The 19,801-nt window shown below is 69.2% G+C and carries 20 protein-coding genes and 1 pseudogene; 14 read left to right on the top strand and 7 right to left on the bottom strand.

Features of this window, described 5'->3' with window-relative positions:
• Window positions 1-123 precede the first annotated feature (123 nt).
• From DMH03_RS18060 to DMH03_RS18045, 4 genes are read right to left on the bottom strand one after another with little or no spacing between them, the layout of a single operon-like run.
• Window positions 124-1,146 (bottom strand): GNAT family N-acetyltransferase, encoded by a 1,023-nt coding sequence (locus DMH03_RS18060; protein ID WP_125793198.1) that lies wholly within the window; start codon window positions 1,144-1,146, stop codon window positions 124-126.
• Entirely contained in the window at window positions 1,140-2,183 is a 1,044-nt protein-coding gene (locus DMH03_RS18055) for a GNAT family N-acetyltransferase (RefSeq protein WP_125793197.1), read from the bottom strand. The genes DMH03_RS18060 and DMH03_RS18055 overlap by 7 nt, the downstream gene beginning before the upstream one ends.
• Window positions 2,180-3,280, bottom strand: coding sequence for a hypothetical protein (locus DMH03_RS18050; RefSeq protein ID WP_125793196.1), 1,101 nt, complete (start codon window positions 3,278-3,280; stop codon window positions 2,180-2,182). Before DMH03_RS18050 ends, DMH03_RS18055 begins: the two co-directional genes overlap by 4 nt.
• Entirely contained in the window at window positions 3,277-4,053 is a 777-nt protein-coding gene (locus DMH03_RS18045) for a hypothetical protein (RefSeq protein ID WP_125793195.1), read from the bottom strand. The genes DMH03_RS18050 and DMH03_RS18045 overlap by 4 nt, the downstream gene beginning before the upstream one ends.
• A 268-nt stretch (window positions 4,054-4,321) precedes the next feature.
• Here DMH03_RS18045 and DMH03_RS43050 point away from each other — a divergent pair.
• The 5 genes and pseudogenes from DMH03_RS43050 to DMH03_RS18025 all read left to right on the top strand — a co-directional run.
• Window positions 4,322-5,275 (top strand): annotated as a pseudogene (locus tag DMH03_RS43050) (glycosyltransferase family 2 protein); the annotation flags it as partial.
• A 36-nt stretch (window positions 5,276-5,311) separates the two neighbouring features.
• Entirely contained in the window at window positions 5,312-6,556 is a 1,245-nt protein-coding gene (locus DMH03_RS42545) for an ATP-grasp domain-containing protein (protein ID WP_370310845.1), read from the top strand.
• Entirely contained in the window at window positions 6,553-7,830 is a 1,278-nt protein-coding gene (locus DMH03_RS18035) for a hypothetical protein (RefSeq protein WP_125793193.1), read from the top strand. The genes DMH03_RS42545 and DMH03_RS18035 overlap by 4 nt, the downstream gene beginning before the upstream one ends.
• A 21-nt stretch (window positions 7,831-7,851) precedes the next feature.
• Window positions 7,852-9,654, top strand: a complete 1,803-nt coding sequence (locus DMH03_RS18030) for a carbamoyltransferase C-terminal domain-containing protein (protein WP_125793192.1) — start codon at window positions 7,852-7,854, stop codon at window positions 9,652-9,654.
• On the top strand, window positions 9,651-10,349 hold the full coding sequence (locus tag DMH03_RS18025) for a hypothetical protein (protein WP_125793191.1): 699 nt from the start codon (window positions 9,651-9,653) through the stop codon (window positions 10,347-10,349). The genes DMH03_RS18030 and DMH03_RS18025 overlap by 4 nt, the downstream gene beginning before the upstream one ends.
• A 70-nt stretch (window positions 10,350-10,419) precedes the next feature.
• Here the strand turns inward: DMH03_RS18025 and hemW are convergent, their stop codons facing one another.
• From hemW to DMH03_RS18010, 3 genes are all read right to left on the bottom strand, one after another.
• A complete protein-coding gene (hemW, locus tag DMH03_RS18020; protein ID WP_125793190.1) occupies window positions 10,420-11,634 on the bottom strand; it encodes a radical SAM family heme chaperone HemW in 1,215 nt (404 codons plus the stop codon).
• A gap of 63 nt (window positions 11,635-11,697) precedes the next feature.
• Window positions 11,698-12,054 carry a hypothetical protein gene (locus DMH03_RS18015; RefSeq protein WP_125785891.1) on the bottom strand — a complete coding sequence of 119 codons (357 nt, stop codon included), beginning with the start codon at window positions 12,052-12,054 and terminating at the stop codon, window positions 11,698-11,700.
• Window positions 12,055-12,139: 85 nt separating this feature from the next.
• Window positions 12,140-12,553, bottom strand: a complete 414-nt coding sequence (locus tag DMH03_RS18010) for a VOC family protein (RefSeq protein ID WP_125793189.1) — start codon at window positions 12,551-12,553, stop codon at window positions 12,140-12,142.
• Between the two features lie 83 nt (window positions 12,554-12,636).
• Here DMH03_RS18010 and DMH03_RS18005 point away from each other — a divergent pair, with 83 nt between their 5' ends.
• The 9 genes from DMH03_RS18005 to DMH03_RS17970 all read left to right on the top strand — a co-directional run bounded on the left by DMH03_RS18005 (window position 12,637) and on the right by DMH03_RS17970 (window position 19,765).
• Window positions 12,637-13,209: a TetR/AcrR family transcriptional regulator gene (locus tag DMH03_RS18005; RefSeq protein ID WP_125793188.1), complete on the top strand. Its 573-nt coding sequence runs from the start codon at window positions 12,637-12,639 to the stop codon at window positions 13,207-13,209.
• 153 nt (window positions 13,210-13,362) lie between these two features.
• The gene (locus tag DMH03_RS43045; protein WP_360907593.1) at window positions 13,363-13,449 is read left to right on the top strand and encodes a putative leader peptide; all 87 of its coding nucleotides are present in this window, start codon (window positions 13,363-13,365) and stop codon (window positions 13,447-13,449) included.
• 36 nt (window positions 13,450-13,485) lie between these two features.
• Window positions 13,486-15,180, top strand: coding sequence for a nitrite/sulfite reductase (locus tag DMH03_RS18000; protein WP_125793187.1), 1,695 nt, complete (start codon window positions 13,486-13,488; stop codon window positions 15,178-15,180).
• Window positions 15,177-15,329: a hypothetical protein gene (locus DMH03_RS17995; protein ID WP_005158649.1), complete on the top strand. Its 153-nt coding sequence runs from the start codon at window positions 15,177-15,179 to the stop codon at window positions 15,327-15,329. Before DMH03_RS18000 ends, DMH03_RS17995 begins: the two co-directional genes overlap by 4 nt.
• Entirely contained in the window at window positions 15,326-16,021 is a 696-nt protein-coding gene (locus DMH03_RS17990) for a phosphoadenylyl-sulfate reductase (protein WP_125793186.1), read from the top strand. The genes DMH03_RS17995 and DMH03_RS17990 overlap by 4 nt, the downstream gene beginning before the upstream one ends.
• Window positions 16,022-16,032: 11 nt before the next feature.
• The gene (gene cysD, locus DMH03_RS17985) at window positions 16,033-16,953 is read left to right on the top strand and encodes a sulfate adenylyltransferase subunit CysD (protein ID WP_125793185.1); all 921 of its coding nucleotides are present in this window, start codon (window positions 16,033-16,035) and stop codon (window positions 16,951-16,953) included.
• Window positions 16,953-18,215 (top strand): sulfate adenylyltransferase subunit 1, encoded by a 1,263-nt coding sequence (locus DMH03_RS17980; RefSeq protein WP_125793184.1) that lies wholly within the window; start codon window positions 16,953-16,955, stop codon window positions 18,213-18,215. The genes cysD and DMH03_RS17980 overlap by 1 nt, the downstream gene beginning before the upstream one ends.
• The gene (locus DMH03_RS17975) at window positions 18,212-18,961 is read left to right on the top strand and encodes a sirohydrochlorin chelatase (protein ID WP_125793183.1); all 750 of its coding nucleotides are present in this window, start codon (window positions 18,212-18,214) and stop codon (window positions 18,959-18,961) included. Before DMH03_RS17980 ends, DMH03_RS17975 begins: the two co-directional genes overlap by 4 nt.
• 180 nt (window positions 18,962-19,141) lie before the next feature.
• The gene (locus tag DMH03_RS17970; protein ID WP_125793182.1) at window positions 19,142-19,765 is read left to right on the top strand and encodes a cyclase; all 624 of its coding nucleotides are present in this window, start codon (window positions 19,142-19,144) and stop codon (window positions 19,763-19,765) included.
• The last annotated feature ends 36 nt before the right edge of the window (window positions 19,766-19,801 follow it).

The following is a 19,801-nucleotide window of genomic DNA, read 5'->3' as shown; positions in this document are numbered from 1 at the left end:
TGCCCGCGTCCCGGCCGCACACGTGTCGTCCATCCAGTCACGCGTGTCGTCCGCCTGATCACGCGTGTCGTCCATCCAGTCACGCGTGTCGTCCACCTGATCACGCGTGTCGTCCGGGCGCACTCAGAGCAGCGCGACCGCGGCCGCGTACTGCGGCACCAGATGCGCCCCCAGTGAAGCCTTCATCTCCGACATCTTCTTCCCGAACACCACCTGCGGCCGCCCGGTTTCCACCGCCCACCGCACCGCTTCGCCGTAGAAGTGGAAGTACAGATCGGGCCGCCCGCCGAGTTCCGGCGGCAGCGCCGCCCAGTGCCGGGCGATCGGCAGCGTCGGGTGGTCGAGCAGGGTCGCGACGGCGATCGCCCGGCCCGTCTCCGTCTCGCGGTATTCGATGACGTGCACGTCCGGCTGCCGCAGGAGGGCCCCCACGTAACCCACGAACGCCGGTAGCGGCACGATCGGCACATCGTGGTGTTTGGATTCGTTGTACCGCAACAGTTCCGCGATCTCGACCGGATCGGCCTCGGCACCCGGACGCACGCGTACCCCGATCGACGGGTCGGCATCGAAGGTCCGGAAGATCTTGCGCAGGTTCTGTTTGCGTTTCCTGGCCAGCGAGTGCATCCAGTCGTCCCGGCCCGAGAACGGCGATACGTCGAGTACCGCGACGTCCTCGGTCCGCCGCACCATCTTCGGCCCGCCGCGGACACTGTCCACTCCGGACTCCCCGACCTGGCGCACCAGCAGCGCGCGCAGGCCGAAGCCGAGTTCCGCGCGCATGGCCGGGACGAACAAGTCCAGCAGCATGCCGACGCCGCCGTCCTCTTCCGCGCCGTCGAACCACCAGCCCGGCATCGCCCCGGAGCCGGGGGAACGGACGTCGAGCCCGCCGAACCGTCCGCGTCCCCTCGGGCGGGCGAACCGGTGCCGCCGGGTGATCCCGGTGACCCAAGCGGAACTGACCACGCCACGCGGTTCCCCGTCTTCGAGCAGGACCGTGACCGGCTGCTCGGTGCGCGCGGCCCACGCCTGGGTGGTGAGCACCTCCCAGCTCCAGTCCGCGCGCAGACCCGCCTTGGCCCGCAACGGTTTCCAGTAGGCGGGCTCCGGATCGCGGCGGGGGTCCAGCACTTCGATCACCATCGCGTCACCGGTCTCGGCACGACGACCCCGAGCAGCGGGACCGGCTGGAAACCGAGTGTCGCCTTGAGGTCGGTCAGCCCCCGCCCCATCGACAGGGACTTCCGGTTGCCTTCGACCATGTAGCGCACGTTCCGGACGACAGCCTCGAAGTAGAGGTGCTTCGGCCGTCCCTCTTCCGGGGCCAGCGCCGCCCAATGCTGGTGCAGGGGTGCGACGGGATGGTCGAGCACGTTGGTGAACGCGAGCAGCCTGCCCTCACCGTCATGGTAGGTCGAGGTGATCACGTCCGGTCTGCGCACGAGTTCGCCGAGGTATTCGGCGGTGACCGGACCGCGCCGGTCGAATTTCACCGGCCCCATCCGCGCACGGTGCTCCCGCAGCATGGTGGCCAGTTCGAGGGCGACGAGGTCGGTGCGGGCGGCCTCGGTGCGGACGATCACGTCCGGGTCGGCGGCGATCTTCTTCGACTGGCCGCGCAGGCTCAGCCGCCTGCTCCGGCGCAGGGACGCCAGCCACCCGTCGACGTCGACGAACCGGTTTTCCAGGACCGACGTCGGCATCGTGTCGCGCACGGGCCTGCCCCGTCCGGTCAGCATGTCGAGCGACTCCGGCTCGACGGTCCGGTACAGGACGCCGAGACACCCGGGCCCGGTGTAGCGGCAGACGGCGCGCTCGAACCGGCGCATGATCTCCCGCCTGTCGGCGGCGCCGACACCATCCGTGAACAGCCACGGCGGGTATCCGGAAAGCCACGCGTGCTGCACCTCGACCCAACGCGGGCCGAGCCGCGCCAGGCCGCGCACGGCACCGGGGCGGTCCGGGGAGACCGGTGCGCACAGCATCGCCAGTACCGCGGCGACGATCTCGCCTCCGTCACTGATCACGGTGAGCGCGTTGGGGCTGCGGGAAAAGCGCGACTCCACGCGCAGCAATCCGTAGTCCCACGGGACCGGTGCCTGCTGCGCGGCGAGGAATCCCGCCCAGCCGTCGGGTTCCGGATCGGTCCGCGGGTCGAGTACCCGCACTTCCCAGGTCATCGGCCCAGCACCGGTCTCGGCACGGCGACCGACACCAGGGACCTGGTGCCGAAGCCGAGCGGGGTCTTGTTTTCGAGCATCGCCCGGCCGGCGGTGAGTTCCGGGCGCCGGTGCGCGATCATGTGCTCCACTCCCCTGGCGTAGAAGTCGACATAGAGCCCTTTCCGTCCGCCGCCCGCGCTCGGCAACGCGGCCCACTGGTGCAGCGCGCAGCCGTCTTCGGCGTCGAACACCGTGCCGAAGCCCAGCAGCCGCCCGGATCCGTCGCGGTAGGTACGGGTGATGACGTCCGGGCGGCGGACGAGCGCGTCCAGATAGGACGGTGCGATCGGGCTGCGAGTGTCCATGTGCAGCCCGCCGAACCGCGACCGCTGTCCCCCTGCCCAGGCACGGTCGTCCTGCCTGGACCGGTGGGCGTTGAGCAGCACGGCGAGTTCGTGGCAGTCCAGGTCCCGGCGGGCCGGCGCCGCCTCGGTACGAAGGTCCTCGTCTTCACGCAGTCCGTGCAGCGTCTTCCGGGTCCCGTCGTCGAGCGACCGTTCCCATTCGTCCACGGTGGAGTACTCGTTGGTCAGCACGGCGGCCGGGTCGATCTCGCGGGACATCCGGCCGCGTCCGTCGAGCGCCGGGAGGAGTTCCGGGTTCATCGCGCGGTAGATCACGCCCAGCAGTCCCGGGCCGAGGTGGGCGCACAGCGCCCGTTCGAACCGGCGGACCAGTTCCCGCCGCTCGCTCTCGTCCAGCCGCTCGTCGAGCACCCCGGCGGGATACCCGCTGAGCTGCCAGAGGTAGGCCTCCGCCCAGCGCGGGCGGAACCGTCCACCCAGGACGGACAGCGGCGCGAAGTCACCCGCTCGCCAGCTCCGGCACACCATCACGGTGAACGCGCCGACGATCGTCCCGTTCCGGCGGAGCACCGCGAGCACCGCCGGGTTCTTCGCCATCCAGGCTTCCCGGCGCAGAACCTCGTACTCCCACACCGGCCACAATCGCGCCCGCCGCAGGAAACCACTCCAGCCCTCGGGTTCGGCCGCGGTTCTCGGATCGAGCACCTCGACGTCGAACGCGGTGCTCCGTGCCGCCACCTTCACCGTCACGTGAGCACGACCGGTGTCCCGTGTCGCGGGCACGGCGCAATCTCACCACGGACACCGCCCGCCGGGAGCACGTCCACGAACCGCGGGGAGTCCTGACGCAGCAGTGTGAACGCGAGACCGCCCGTCGTGGAACGAGCGTAGACGCGGGGCCAGTCGAGGTGCCACCGGCCGCATTCCTCGATCGCGCCCAGGTAGCCCAGCACCGGATCATGGAGAACCCCGTACGGGCCGGAATCCATTGTGTCCAGTTCTCGTCGCGGTACGGATTCGACCCGGTACGCACGGTCCTCGGGCAGTGACGCGGTGAAGACGGCCAGTTGCTTGTCGTCACCGATCGCGAGCACCCGCTGCCCTCGGCGCAGCGCGGCGGACAGTTCCGCCAGCACACCCGGCGCCGGGACGTCGGGATCCACCACACAGCAACGAACTCCGCGCGGCAGGTCCACCGACGGCCGCACCCCGTCGTCACCGAGCACGACGGCCAGTGCGTCCCCGGTCACCGAACGTGCCTTGCGCAGCACGGGACCCAGTCCCCGGCTCGACTCGATCCGTTGCGTGCCACCGGCGAGCGGCACGAGATCGATGATCTTGTGCACCGCCTCGGCCAGCAGCGCCGCGCCGGAATCCGTCCCGGTGCGACCGGGCACCAGCACGGGATCCGTTCTGCCGTCGAGTGCCCAGCGCTCCCGGTAGAACGGCACCGTCGCGAAGGCCGACCGTACCGAACGCCGATAGGCGGCCCGCCAGGCAGCACTCACCCCCACTGTCCACATGGCGCGCAAGCCTGCGTCATCGACGCCGGTTTGGGAATACCCCGCGCCGGGTTCATCCGGTTTCCGGCCTACTTCCCACCTTTTCGACTGAGCTGAAAGGACGAACTTTCGGTATGTGCTGGCGATAACAAAGCGAGTCTGCCTATAACACGGGAACTTTCGAGCCGGCACGACCTGCCGGACGCCTGGGGCCAAGGGGACTCATGAACCGTGAAATCACGACGAGTGACGCTACGAACACAATAGCGCAAGCAGCGGGAACCGAAAGATGAGCTGGTCGGTCCCCGGTCCGGCGCAGAGTGGACTCACCGTAGTCGTTCCGTGCTTCAACGAAGTCGACAACGTCGAGCCCTCCTATCAGGAGATCGTCGCCGAGTTGGGAAATCTCCCACTCGAACTGCTCTATGTGGACGATGGGAGCACCGACGGGACGCTGGACGTCATCCGGGCGCTCGCGCATACCGACCCCCGGGTGCGGTACCTGTCCTTCACCCGGAACTTCGGGTTCGAAGCGGCCTTTTCCGCGGGTTACCGGTACGCGGGGAAACCGTGGATCTTGCATATCGACGCCGACCAGCAGTTCCCGGCCGCCGAGGCGGGGAAATTGATCATCGCCGCCGAGGAGGGCAACGACGCCGTTTTCGGCGTGCGCACAAATAGGCAAGATCCCTTACTAAGACGCTGGGGTACCGCGGCCTTCCATTTCCTCGGCCGCCGCGTGCTGCGTATCGAGATCCCGCCCGGCGCGACGGCGTTCCGGCTGGTGCGCACGGAGCTCGCGCGCAAGATCGTCGACCTCCGCCTGGGGACCCCGTACTTCCTCGCCACCGTGCCGAGGCTGACCAGCCGCTACACCACCGTCCCGGTGGCACACCGGGCACGCGAACGCGGCGAGTCCAAGGTGGGCTTCGGTTTCCTTTCCTCGCACGCCATCGAGTTGTTCGTCGGCTTCACCAGACGGTTGACGACCATGGCTTCGGCCACGGCGATGGCGGCCGCCGGGATCTCGGTGCTCGCCGGGATCGCGGCCGCCACCGGCCTGCTCGGCCTGAACGCCGCGTCGACGCTGGAGTTCGTCCTGTTCGCCGTGCTGCTGACCGTGCTCGCGCTGACCGTCCGCTACCTGGTCGTGGTCGGTGCGGGACAGGCGCGGCCACGGCAGTTCTACATCAGGGAAGCCAACTTCCCGGTCGACGAGGACGACCGGCTCTACGCCTCGGCCACGGCCGAGATCCATCCTGGGGAAAGGCAAGCGGGAGTGAAGAAAACCGAAGAGACGGCGGCACCTCGGAGCCTGGTGATCCTGGGCGGGGCCGACGGTTCGGTCAGCACGTACCACCGGGCGCGGGAGCTCGGTTTCCGCACCATCTGCGTGGACGTGCGCGCGAGCGCGCCCGCGGCGGCGCTGGCCGACGAGTTCGTCCAGGTCAGTGTCCGCGCGCCGGAACAGATCGCGGCGGCGCTGGACGGACGGGACGACATCGCCGGGGTGCTCTGCCCGGCCAGCGACGTCGGGCTGCCCGCGCTCGCCTGGCTCACCCGGCACTGGAACCTGCCGGACCCGCTGCCCGAAGCCGCCGTCGCCGCGTCCGTCGACAAGTCCGTCTTCCGCGAACTCTGCGACAGGCTGCGCCTGCCGACCTACCGCAGTGTCGGCGGGAAACCCGGACCGGACCTCGCGCTCGCCGCGCAGCAACTGCGGTTCCCCACGCTGGTGAAACCGGTCGACTCCTCCGGGAGCCGCGGTGTCGTCTCGTGCGCGAGCCCCGGCGGCCTGGACACCGCGTTCACCGACTCGCTCGCGTTCTCGCCGTCCGGACGGCTGGTCGTCGAGGAACATCTCGACGGCTCGCACTACACGATCGAAGCGCTCGTGGTCGACGGCCGGATCGTGTTCCACGCGGTCACCCGGCGCACGCTCACGCCGCCGCCGTTCTTCGTGACGGCCTCCCATCTCCTGCCCGCCGGGCTGCCGCCGATGGTCGACCGCGCGCTCCCGGTGATGCTGGCCGGGTTGTGCGCGGAACTCGGCTACCGCACCGGGCCGCTCACCCTCGACGCCGTTCTCGGCCGCGACGGGAAGTTCTACCTGATCGAGATGGGCGCCAGGATGGGCGGGAACGGGCTGGCGGAGGCGATCGAGCTCAGCACCGGCGTCGACCTGATCGCCGCGGGGATCGCCGCCGCGACCGGCGGTGAAGTGGTGCTCGCGCCGCGCGACCCGCGGCCGACCCTGATCCACATCCTCGCCTCCGACCGCGGCGGCCGGATCGTGCGGATCGAAGGCGCCGACGAGGTCCGCGCCATGCCCGCGGTGCACAACCTGGAACTGTTCGCGGAGCAGGATTCCTACGTCAAACCGTACGAGCAGGCCGGCTACAAGATGGGTTACGCCGTGCTTACGGCGCCGACCGTACCCGAAGTCCTCGCGGCGGAGGACGAGTTGCGCGGCACGCTGAAGTTCCTGCTCGACGAACAGGGTATGGCGGTGCCGCTCCCTTGACCGGCACTTCGCTCACCGGCGCCGGCACCGCGTCGATCGCGGCGCCGAAGCCGTCGATGGTGCTGCGGCTGCTCGCCGGTCGCGGCGTCTTCCGGCTGGCGATCCAGGCGATGGGCCTGGTGCTGATCACCGCGTGGGGGGCGCACGACTACGGCCGGTTCGCCACCGCGCTCGGGCTGATGACGTGGCTCAACTTCGTGCCGTCCGCGGCGGAGAAGTCGGCGCTGAAATGCCTGCCCCGCCTGCGGGTGACGCGGGACGCGGTCGCGGCCTTGGCCGTCCGGGTCGCCTTCGTGCCGGTACTGGTGGTGCTGGTGGCGATGGCGGTCGCGCTGCTCGTCGCGCCGGGCTCGGACGCCGCGCTGTACCTGACGGCGGCGGGCTGGTCGATCTCCGGCGGCCTGCTGATGACCGTCTCCGGCCTGCACCGGTTCAACGGCAAGTCCACTTTGGACGCGCTGGCGTTCACCGCGGGCGCGATCGTGGTCGGCGCGGTGACCGTGGGCACCTGGGTCGCCCGCTGGCCGCCCCTGACGCATCTCGGTCTGCTGCTCGGCGGGATCCTGCTCATCCTCGGCTTCTCCGCGGCGCTGCTGCCGAGGAAATGGCTGCGCGTCCAACGGATCGAGGGGCACCGGCTCCTGCCCGCGTTCGGCCGGACCACCGTGCTGCTCGGGATGACCGAGGTACTGGACGTCCTCGCGACGTCGTCGGTGTTCGGCGTGCTCGCACTGGCCGAACGCACCGTCGACAGTGGACCGTTCTACGTTGCCTTGCTGGCCGGCAGCGCGTTCTGCTCGCTGCTGTTCTATCAGCTCCGGGTGCACCAGCCGACGATTTCCGCCCGGCTGCGCGGAAGCGGGGCGGCGGCGGGCCGGGCCCGTGCGGTCGCACTGATGAAACTGGTCGAACGGGGCGCGCTCGCCTTCCTCGTCCTGGTGGGCATCGGCATCGTGATCCCGGCGGCTCGCACGGTGCTGACCGCCGAAGACACCACCGGCGCCTATGTGGTCCTCGGTGTCTTCGTCCTGGCCGAAACGGTGCTGTTCGCCGTGCTGCTCTACGCGGGCTTCCTGATCGAAAACACCAACAGCAAGGTCCTCACGCTCACCGCGGCCGCCTCGATCGCCGGTCTGGTCGCCACCCCGCTGGCCGCCGCCGCGCTCGTCCCGGCGATGGGGCCGGTCGGCGGATTCGCGGCCGTCGTCTTCGCCGTCGGCACGCGGGCGGCCGTGCTCCGGCGGCTGTTGCGCCGCCACCACCCCGAACTCTGAACGTCGCACTGGAGAAGGAACATGTACGTACTGGGAATCAGCAGGGTCCACGACTCGGCGGCCGCGCTCGTGCGCGACGGCGAGATCATCGCTTTCGCCGAAGAAGAACGCTTCACCCGGAAGAAGCACGACGGGGACTTCCCCGCCGAGGCGATCAAGTTCTGCCTGGAGCGCGGCGGGATCACCCTCGCCGACGTCGACCACGTCGCCTACTACTGGCAGCGCTGGCGCGAAGGCATCCACGCGGCGAAGGTGTTCGCGAAGTACTTCCCGGCGACGCTGGAGGTCTTCCGCAACCAGAACGGCGACGAGGGCGGCTCCTCCGCGGGCATGGTGGAGACGTTCAAGACCGGTGGCGGCAAAGGCGTCGACGACTACCACGTCGGCGGCGCGGTGCTCGCGCACCTCAAGCGGTCCTACACGCTCGAACGTGACGTGAAGGAGGCCGTGGGCTGGACCGGCCCGACGAAGTTCAAGACGCATCTGGTCGACCATCACAAGGCACACGCCGCCAGCGGCTACTTCATCTCGCCGTGGGAAGAGTCGGCGGTGCTCACCTTCGACGGTATCGGCAGCGACGGGACCGCGACCTATCTGGGGCACGGCAAGGGAAACCGGATCATCGACATCCGGCGGATCAAGTTCCCGCATTCACTCGGCGCGATGTACGCCGGCGTCACCGGGTACCTCGGCTTCTACCCCACCCGTGACGAAGGCAAGATCATGGGGCTGGCGCCGCTCGGCAACGACACCTACGTCGACGCGTTCAAGCAGCTGATCCACCTCGACGACGATGGCGGATACGAGCTCGACCTGAGCTTCTTCGGCCACCACCGCACCGGCAAGCACGTGATGTCGAAGAAGTTCACCGACCTGTTCGGCCCGGCGCGGCCCAAGACCCGGGTCACCGCGGAGAACCCGGTGCCGCAGCACTACTGCGACGTCGCCTACGCGTTGCAGGTCACCCTGGAGGAAGCGGGGCTGCATCTCGCACGCTGGCTGCAACGGGAAACCGGGTCGCGGCGGCTGTGCGTCGCGGGTGGTGTCGCGCTGAACAGCGTGATGAACGGCCGGATCCTGCTGGAAACCCCGTTCGAGGACTTCTTCGCCCAGCCCGCGGCCGCCGACGACGGCTGCGCGCTCGGTTCGGCGCTGGAGGTGTCGGTCGGCAAGTACGGCAAGCCGCGCCCCCGCGACGGCTACACCTACACCGGCCCGGACCACACCGAGGCGGAGATGGAACTGGCGCTGCAGGACGCCGGTGTCCGGTACACCAAGGTCGACGACATCGCCGCCCACACGGCGAAGAAGATCTCCGAGGGCAAGATCATCGGCTGGGTGCAGGGCCGGATGGAATGCGGGCCGCGCGCGCTCGGCAACCGTTCGCTGGTGGCCGACCCGCGCGACCCCGACTCGAAGACGCGGATGAACGAGAAGGTCAAGCACCGCGAGGCGTTCCGGCCGTTCGCCCCGTCGTGCCTGGCGGAACGCGCGGGCGACTGGTTCGTCAGCGATTACCCGTCGCCGGTGATGCTGCTGGTGTTCGACGTCCTGCCGGACAAACGCGACGAGGTCCCGGCCATCACCCACGTCGACGGGACCGCCCGCGTGCAGACGGTGAGCGAAACGGACAATCCGTTGTACTACCGGATGATCAGCGAGTTCGAGAAGCTCACCGGAGTGCCGATGGTGGTCAACACCTCGTTCAACGACAACAACGAACCGATCGTCGCCAGCCCGGCCGACGCGGTGGCCTGTTACCTGAAGACCGACGTCGACGCGCTCGCCCTCGGGCCGTTCTGGGCAGAGAAGGACGACCTGTGACCGCCACGCTGCCTGACACGGACGGATGGGTGCCCGCGCTTTACCGGCGGCGCAAATGGTTGTGGCTGGTGGCCGCCGTCCCGGCCGTGGTGACCACGCTGCTGATCATGGTGATCCTGCCGCCGGACCAGACGCTCGACAACGTCGTGGACTGGGCGTTCAAGCTGTGCCCGTTCGTCTTCGCGGTCTTCACGGTGGCGCTCTTCCCGCGCACCAAGTGGGGCCCGGCGCTGATCGTGCTCGCGGTGTTCGTCTACATGTCCTATTTGGACACCGAACTGATCATGCGGATCCAGGCGTTCGCCAGGAACGCCGCCACCGACGAGAACGCCTTCCAGCCGGTGTACCAGTTCGAACTGTTCATCGTGACGTTCATCGTCCTGTTCGGGCTGATGGCGTACCGGCTGGGCGGCGGCCGGACGGCGAACGTGCTCAAAACCGGCATCGCGGCGATCCTGGTGGTGATCTCGGGCGCGAACGACCTGACGTTCTGGGCGCTCAACGACGTCTGGGCCGCCGGGACGAAACCGACCGAGCTGAAGTGGGCGTCGCATATGATCGTGTTCCTCGGCGGACCGCCGAGCGTTCCGGTCGCGGTCGGGTTCATGCTGGTGCACCTGGTGCTGGCGGCGATCGTGGTGGCGCTACCGGTGGGCCGGTGGGTGGACCGGGCACTGGGGCTCACTTCGACCTGACGCACGGTCACTTTCCAGGTGGCGTGTCCGTGACTCGTGGCTTCCGGCGAGGCGCTCACGAGCCCGCCGCTCAGGTGAGCCGCCGCACCAGACCGTCCGCCAGCAACCGCCCGCGGTCGGTCAGCACCGCACGTCCCTGACCGTCCAAAGCGGACTGATCGAGCAGCCCTTCTGCGGCGGCGACCCGGGCTTCGGCCCGGCCGTCGTCGTCGAGGGCGTCGAGCGGAAGCCCTTCGGAGAGCCGGAGTTCCAGCATCACGCGTTCCAGATGCCGGTCTTCGTCGGTCAGCAGTTCACGGCCCGCGGCCGGTGAGTCCCCGGCCGCGAGGGACGCGGCGTAGCGGGCCGGGTGCTTCACGTTCCACCACCGGACTCCGCCGACGTGACTGTGCGCGCCGGGTCCGGCGCCCCACCAGTCGCCGCCGCGCCAGTAACCGATGTTGTGCCGGCAGCGGGCTTCTTCCGAGGTCGCCCAGTTGGACACCTCGTACCAGCGCAACCCCGCCGAAGCGAGGACGCGGTCGATCATCTCGTAGTCGGCGGCGAGCACGTCGTCGTCCGGCGCGGGCAGTTCACCGCGGCGGATGCGGCGGGCGAGCGCGGTGCCCTCTTCGACGATCAGCGCGTACGCCGAGACGTGGTCGACGCCGGCCGCCAGCACCGCGTCCAGCGAAGCCTGGAGGTCTTCGATCCGCTCCCCCGGCGTGCCGTAGATGACGTCGAGGTTGACGTGTTCGAATCCGGCGGCACGCGCCTCTTCGGCGGCCATGACCGGGCGGCCCGGGGTGTGCACGCGATCGAGGATCTTCAGCACGTGCTGAGCGGCCGACTGCATCCCGAGCGAGATCCGGTTGTACCCGGCGTCGCGGATGCCCGCGAAGAACTCGGGCGAGGTGGACTCCGGATTGGACTCCGTCGTCACCTCGGCGTCCGGCGCGAGCCCGAAGGTGTCACGAACGGCGTCGAGAACGCTTCGGAGCCCTTCGGCGCCGAGGAGGGACGGGGTGCCGCCGCCGACGAAGACGGTGTCGACCGCGGGCGGCTTCCCCAGCACGCGCGCGGCCAGGTCGAACTCGCGCTTGAGGCCTTCGAGCCAGGACTGCGGCGACGAACCGCTGTCCAGCTCTCCGGCGGTGTAGGTGTTGAAGTCGCAGTATCCGCAGCGGGTCGCGCAGAAAGGGACGTGCACGTAGACGCCGAACGGCCGGGTGCCGAGCCCTTCCAGCGCGCTCTCGGGGAGCGCGGACTCGACGGGCGTGGTGGTTTCGGGCAGCAACGCGGGCACACCCCAGTGTCCCCCACGCCGTGAAGGCCTCCTTCCCCGGGGAAGGAGGCCTTCACGGACGAGCTACCGGTCAGCGATGCGCACCTTGACGGAGGTGGAGCGGGTGCCGTCCTCGAACCGCACCCAGACCAGGGTCTCCATGCTCAACGAGTAGTCGTTGACCACGTGGTCCACCGACCAGTCACCGTGTTCGTCCGAGGCGGCGTCGCGGCTCATGGCCACCTCGACGAGCACCATCTGGGACAGGTGTCCCCGGACGTCCCGCGAACAGCCGACCGCTTCGAACCGGTACGAGCTGCCCTTGTGCAGCACCGCACCCTCCTCTGGCGAAACCAGCCTGCACCCCTGCTGAGCCCCGGCGGCCGTACCCGGGATCAGCAGGGACGCCAGCACCATCGCGGCGACCACCCATCGGCGCATGCGCAACTCCTCCGTCCTCTGTGGATCGAAGATCGAAGCTAGCGGCGTCGGCGACCCGGCGCGGCCTCACTCACCCGAAGCGGTACTAGGCCAACCCGTTAGCGGCCAGCCACTCCGGCGACGGCGGGATCACTTCGATGATGTCGATCAGGAAGCCGTTCAGGTCCTCGATGTAGAAGTGCCGCTGGCCGAATTCCTCGTCCACGAGTTCGGTGACGATCTTGACCCCCTCCTCGCGCAGCCGCTCGTATTCGGCCGCCGCGTCGGCGACCATGAAGCCGACCATGGAACCGGCCGCTTCCTGCGCCCGCCACGGCTCCGGCGTGGCCTTGTGACCACGCTTCGCGAAGCTCATTTCATAGCCGGGCACTCCGACGTTGAGGCTGGAGAACCAGTCGAGCTCGACCGTCACCGTCAACTGCAGGTGCCGCTTCCACCAGGCGGTGGTCTCGGCGATGTCGTCGACGAGCACACAGGCACCGAAACCGCTGAGTTGCATCTGGTGTTTCCTCCCAGTTGTTTACCACTTGATGCGTAGTACTATAGGCATAGTGGTTTGACTGAGGCAAGGAGAATGTTCCGATGCGACAGAACCCGGAGCGCCGGACCGCGCTCACCGACGCCGCGATCACCGTCCTCGCCCGCGAAGGCGCGCGCGGCCTCACCTATCGCGCCGTGGACGTCGAAGCGGATGTCCCGCCGGGAACGACGTCCAACTACTTCCGCAACCGGGACCAGCTGCTCGGCGAGGTCGGCGTCCGCGTGCACGAACGGCTGTCGGCGCCGGCCGACGTGATGGCGAACCCGCAGGCCGAAACGCCGTCCCACGACCGGGTCGGCGTACTGCTCGGCGAGCTCATGGGGCGGCTGACCGCCCACCGCGAGCCTTATCTCGCACTGCTCGAACTCAGGCTCGAAGCCACCCGGCGCCCGGATCTTTCGGCCGAACTGACCAAGACCATCCGCGAGGGCATCGACATGAGCGTCGACTGGCACGTCGCGGCAGGAATGCCGGGCGGGCGCGCCGAGGTCCTGCTGATGTACCTCGCGCTGACGGGGCTCACCGTCGAACGGCTGACCCTGCCGGAGGTGCTCGCGGACGTCACCGACGAGGACGTCATCCGGGTCATCGTGGACCGCGTCCTGCCTTCTTGAACCGTGCGCGTTCTGCGTCACAATGCCCGGTCGCGAACCCGGACTTGACCTCCAAAGCAGGCCTCTGACCTGCGAATACAGCCAAGTTCGGACAGTGTTCCCAGCATTCGGACCGGCCTGGACCACATAGTGGGCGCGTGGCACGCTGATTCAATGACCCGCGCCGGAATCACCCTCGTGGCACGCCGCCACGTGGATCTCCGTCGTGTGGCGAGCGCGCTCTGTGCGACGAACCGCTGACTCCCCGCCACCACCACGATCTGCCGGAGGACTCCCATGTCGTCGCCCACGCGCGAAACGCCTGCCCGCACGCCCCGGGTGAAACAGAAACGGGGCGAGGGACAGTGGGCTTTGGGCTACCGCGAGCCACTGAACCCCAACGAGCGGTCCAAGAAGGACGACAACCCGCTCAACGTCCGTGCCCGGATCGAGAACATCTACGCCCGCGGTGGCTTCGATTCCATCGACCCGGGTGACCTCCGCGGCCGGTTCCGCTGGTTCGGTCTCTACACCCAGCGCAAGCCGGGGATCGACGGCGGCCGCACGGCGACGCTGGAGCCCGAAGAGCTCGACGACCGCTACTTCATGTTGCGGGTCCGGCTCGACGGCGGCGCGCTGACCACCGATCAGCTGGCCGTGCTCGCCGAGATCTCGCAGACCCACGCCCGCGACACCGCCGACATCACCGACCGGCAGAACATCCAGTACCACTGGATCCAGATCGAGGACGTCCCGACGATCTGGGCGAAGCTGGAGAAGGCCGGGATGACCACGATGGAGGCCTGCGGCGACAGCCCGCGCGTCATCCTCGGCTCCCCCGTCGCCGGCATCGCCGCCGACGAGATCATCGACGGCACGCCCGCGATCGACGAGATCAAACGCCGCTACATCGGCGACCCGCGCTACTCGAACCTGCCGCGCAAGTTCAAGACCGCGGTCTCCGGGCAGCAGGACGTCGCGCACGAGATCAACGACGTCGCCTTCGTCGGCGTGAACCACCCTGAACACGGCCCCGGCTTCGACGTCTGGGTCGGTGGCGGCCTGTCCACCAACCCGATGATCGGGCAGCGGCTGGGCGCCTGGGTCTCCCTCGACGAGGTCCCCGACGTCTGGGAAGGCGTGATCAGCGTCTTCCGCGACTACGGCTACCGGCGGCTGCGCGCCCGCGCCAGGATCAAGTTCCTGGTGAAGGACTGGGGTGTCGCGAAGTTCCGCCAGGTGCTGGAAGACGAGTACCTCAAGCGCAAGCTGACCGACGGCCCGGCACCCGAGGTGCCCGCCGCCCAGATCGACCACGTCGGCGTGCACCCGCAGATCGACGGAAAGTTCTACCTGGGCGCCGCACCGATCGCCGGCCGCGTCTCCGGGGCCACCCTGCTGGCGGTCGCCAAGGCCGCCGAGCGGGCCGGGTCGAACCGCGTCCGCCTGACCCCGCACCAGAAGCTCGTGGTCCTCGACGTTCCCGAGGCCGAGGTGAACGGGCTGAAGACCGAACTGGCCGATCTCGGCCTCCAGACCGAGCCTTCGCCGTGGCGGCGCGGGATCATGGCGTGCACCGGCCTGGAGTTCTGCAAGCTCGCGATCGTCGAGACGAAGGCCCGCGCGATCGAACTGGTCACCGAACTCGAGAAGCGCCTCGCCGACATCCAGGCCGAGATCGAGAACCCGGTGACCGTGCACCTCAACGGCTGCCCCAACTCCTGCGCCCGGGTCCAGACCGCCGACATCGGGCTCAAGGGCCAGATCGTCACCGACGAGGACGGCAAACAGGTCGAAGGCTTCCAGGTGCACCTCGGCGGTGGGCTCGGCCTCGACGCCGGATTCGGCCGGAAACTGCGCGGGCACAAGGTGACCGCGTCGGAGCTGACCGCGTACGTCGAACGCGTCGTGCGGGCGTACATCGCCGGCCGCGAACCCGGCGAGCGGTTCGCCCAATGGGTCCTGCGGGCCGACGAGGGCGTCTTGCAATGACCGAACGCGCGACCCCGTACTACTGCCCTTTCTGTGGCGATGAAGACCTGCGGCCCGAAGAGGGCGGCTCCTGGCTGTGCTCCGGCTGCCGCCGGGTCTTCACCGTGAAGTTCCTCGGACTGTCCTTTCCGGAGGTGTCACCAGGATGACCGCCACTGCCGACTACAAGACGCTCGCCGAACGGGCTTCGAAGGAGCTCGCGGAGGCGACCGCGACCGAGGCCCTGCGCTGGACCGCGGAGACCTTCGGCGACGACTTCATCGTCGCGTCGAACATGCAGGACGCCGTCCTGATCGATCTGGCCACCCAGGTCAAACCCGACGTCGACGTCCTGTTCCTGCAGACCGGCTACCACTTCCCGGAGACCATCGGCACCCGTGACGCGGTGCAGGCGGTGTACCCCGGGGTGCGGATCGTCAACGCCGAGGCCGCGCAGAGCGTCGCCGAACAGGACGCCGAGTACGGCCCGAAGCTGCACGAGCGCGACCCGAACCAGTGCTGCCAGCTCCGCAAGGTGGTGCCGCTGCGGAACACGCTCGCGAAGTACTCGGCGTGGGTGACCGGCGTCCGCCGCGTGGACGCGCCGACCCGCGCGAACACCCCGATCGTCACCTGGGACGACCGCAACGGACTGGTGAAGATCAACCCGATCGCGCCCTGGTCCGACGACGAGTTCAGGGACTACATCGACGAGCACGGGATCCTCGAGAACCCGTTGGTGTCCATCGGTTATCTGTCGATCGGCTGCGCGCCGTGCACCGCGAAGGTCGCTCCGGGCCAGGACCCGCGCAGCGGCCGGTGGGCCGGGCAGGGCAAGACCGAGTGCGGCTTGCACGGGTGAGAAGGGACGACATGACCACGCTCGAACCGGTCGCGGCCGCGGCACAGGACAACTTGGCGGCGTTGGAATCCGAGGCCATCCACATCTTCCGCGAGGTGGCGGGTGAGTTCGACCGGCCGGTGATCCTGTTCTCCGGCGGCAAGGACTCGACACTGCTGCTGCATTTGGCGATCAAGGCGTTCTGGCCCGCGCCGGTGCCGTTCCCGTTGCTGCACGTGGACACCGGGCACAACTTCGACGAGGTCATCGACTTCCGCGACCGGGTCGTCGAGCAGCACGGGCTCCGGCTGGTCGTGGCGAAGGTCCAGGACTGGATCGACGACGGCAGGCTCGAAGAGCGCGCCGACGGGATGCGCAACCCGTTGCAGACCACGCCACTGCTCGACACGATCGCCGAGAACAAGTTCGACGCCGTCTTCGGCGGCGGACGCCGCGACGAGGAACGCGCCCGCGCCAAGGAGCGGATCTTCAGTCTCCGCAACTCCTTCGGCCAGTGGGACCCCCGGCGGCAGCGCCCGGAACTGTGGAACCTCTACAACGGGCGGCACCGCCCCGGCGAGCAGGTCCGCGTCTTCCCGCTGTCCAACTGGACCGAGGCGGACGTCTGGAACTACATCGCGCGGGAGAAGGTCGAACTGCCGTCGATCTACTACGCGCACCGGCGCGAGGTCTACCAACGCGACGGCATGTGGCTGGCCGAAGGCCCGTGGGGCGGGCCGCGGCCGGACGAGGTCGTCAAGGAACTGACCGTGCGCTACCGGACCGTCGGCGACGGTTCGTGCACGGGCGCCATCGAATCGACCGCCGCCACGGTGGACGAGGTCATCGCCGAGGTCTCGGCCTCCCGGCTCACCGAACGCGGCGCCACCCGCGCCGACGACCGGATGTCGGAGGCGGCGATGGAAGACCGCAAGCGGGAAGGGTACTTCTGATGTCCAGCCTCCTCAGGCTCGCGACCGCGGGCAGCGTGGACGACGGGAAGTCGACCCTGGTCGGGCGGCTCCTGTACGACACCAAATCCGTGCTCGCCGACCAGCTGGACGCGGTCACCCGCGCCAGTGTCGACAAAGGACTGTCCACTCCGGACCTCTCGTTGCTCGTGGACGGCCTTCGCTCGGAACGCGAGCAGGGCATCACGATCGACGTGGCGTACCGGTACTTCGCCACTCCGAAGCGCAGTTTCGTGCTCGCGGACACGCCGGGCCACGTGCAGTACACCCGGAACACGGTGACCGGGGCGTCCACCGCGCAACTGGCCGTGCTGCTGGTCGACGCGCGCAAGGGCGTCATCGAGCAGACTCGCCGTCACGCCGCGGTGCTCGCCCTGCTGGGCGTCCCGAACCTGGTGCTGGCGGTGAACAAGATCGACCTCGTCGGCTACGACGAAGCGACGTTCACCGTGATCGCCGAGGAGTTCGCCGAGCACGCCGCCTCCCTCGGCTACGAACGGGGTTCCGTGCTCGCGGTGCCGGTTTCGGCGCTGGTGGGCGACAACGTGGCGGAGAAGTCGGACAAGACCCCGTGGTACTCCGGCCCGACCCTGCTGGAGCATCTGGAAACCGTGCCGGTGGCGCCGGATCCGCACGATTCGGCGTTCCGCTTCCCGGTGCAGTACGTGATCCGGCCGCGCACGGCCGACCACCCCGACTACCGCGGGTACGCGGGGCAGATCGCGGCGGGCACCGTCCGGCCGGGCGACGAGATCGTCGTGCTGCCGCAAGGCATCCGCAGCCGCGTCGAAGGCATCGACACCGCCGACGGACCGCTCGCCGAAGCCGGGGCGGGCACCTCGGTGACCCTGCTGCTCGCGGACGATCTCGACATCTCACGGGGTGACCTGATCTCCGCCGCCGACCGTCAGCCGACGGTGACCGACGAGATCACCGCGACCCTGTGCTGGCTCTCGACCAAGGCGCTGAAACCGGGCGCGCGAGTGCTCGTGAAGCACGGGGCGCGGACGGTGCAGGCACTCGTCGGCGAACTCCACGCCCGCTTCGACGAGCAGACCCTGTCCAGTGTGGACGATCCGGGCACGTTGGAGCTCAACGACATCGGCCGGGTCACGCTGCGGCTGGCCGAGGAGATCGGCGTGGACGACTACGGCGTCAGCCCGCGCACGGGCGCTTTCCTGGTCATCGACCCGAAGGACGGCGATACACTGGCGGCCGGACTCGTCGGCGAAAGGTTCGCATGACCCCAAGCCTCACGCCGCCACTGGTCGCCGTCGCCCACGGCAGCCGCGATCCGCGGTCCGCCGCCACCATCCGCGCCCTGCTCGACGTCTCCCGCGGGCTGGCGCCGGGTCTCGACATCCGTGAGTCCTTTTTGGATCTCTCGGAGCCGCTGCTCACCGATGCCCTGCGCGGGTTGTACGCCGAGGGGCATCGCGAGGCCGTCGTGGTGCCCCTGCTTCTCGGCGTCGCGTACCACGCCCGGGTCGATCTGCCCGCGCTCGTCGCCGAGGCGACCGCGGACTGCCCTGGCCTCGACGTGCGGGTTTCCGGGGTGCTGGGCATCGACCCGCTGATCGAGACGGTCGCGCTGGACCGGCAGGCCGAGGCCGGCGCCGATCCGGACGATCCGGGGCTGGGTGTCCTGCTGGCGGGTGTCGGTTCGTCGAACGTCGCGGCGAACGACGCGGTCGCCGGGATCACCACCCGCTGGCAGCTGCGCCGCGGGCTGCTCGCGACGCCCGCGTTCGCGAGCGCCGCGCAGCCGGACGTGCCCGCCGCCATCGCGCGGTTGCGGCTCAACGGCGCACAGCGGCTCGCGGTCGCGGGCTGGTTCCTCGCGCCGGGGCTGTTGCCGGACCGGATCGCGCGGCTGGCCCGTGAAGCCGACCCGTCGGTGGTCGTCGCCGGACCGCTGGGGCCGGATCCGCGGATCGCCGGGCTCGTCCTGGACCGCTACGACGCCGCCGCGGCGCGGCTCGCCGCCTGAGTAGAGCAATCGCGTCCCGTTCGGGCGCTTGATACCGATTTTCGGTGGGTTCCGTTCCCAGTTCCGTCACGCCTCGCGTATGGGAACGGAGATTTCTTGACGAGTTACTTAACTTGCCGGTAACTCTCTAATCGCTGCGCAGCTCCCTCTCTCCCCATCGAACCCCCAGGTAGGTGGAACATGAAGGCTGCCATCCGTGCCCTCGTCTGCGCGTCGGCCGTGCTCGTCCCGCTCGTCGGTCTCGCCGCGCCGGCTTCGGCGGCGACCACCGTCGTCTTCGACTGCGAGGCGAAGCCGCCGCTCGTCGGCAACAAGTACCTCAAGCTGAACCAGGACGCCGACGTCACCGCGCCTGCCACGGTCGCTCCCGGCGCCGCGCTCGACATCGTCATCGACCCGGCGCCGAACACCGTCCCGGCCGAGGTCAGCGGGTACCAGGTCAAGCAGATCAAGGACTTCTCCCTGAAGATCCCGATCCCGGCGAACTCGACCTGGGTGAGCGCCGACCTCGCCGGCGGCTCCGGCATCGGCTCGACCCCGCCGAAGATCACCGTGTCCGGCAGCGTCGCGACGCTGAGCTTCCCCGGCCCGATCGCGGGCGGTTCGACGTTCGAACTGCCGACCGTGACGGCGCACCTGACCGCCGGATCGTCCGGCACCATCGAGACGAAGCTGGGCGGTTCCAGCTACGCCGACCCGGGCCTGACGTTCACCGCCGTGGTCAGCGCCGGTTTCGACGTCTCCGCCCCGACGTCGTGCTTCCCGAACCCGAGCCCGACCTTCACCACCACGACGATCGGCTGACCCGTGCCTGCGCCACCGTCGGAGGATGGTGGCGCA

It is taken from the genome of Amycolatopsis sp. WAC 01376, from assembly GCF_003947415.1.
GTDB lineage: Bacteria > Actinomycetota > Actinomycetes > Mycobacteriales > Pseudonocardiaceae > Amycolatopsis.
The sequence above is the reverse complement of the archived record's forward strand: the minus strand, read 5'-3'. Positions and strand labels throughout refer to the sequence as shown.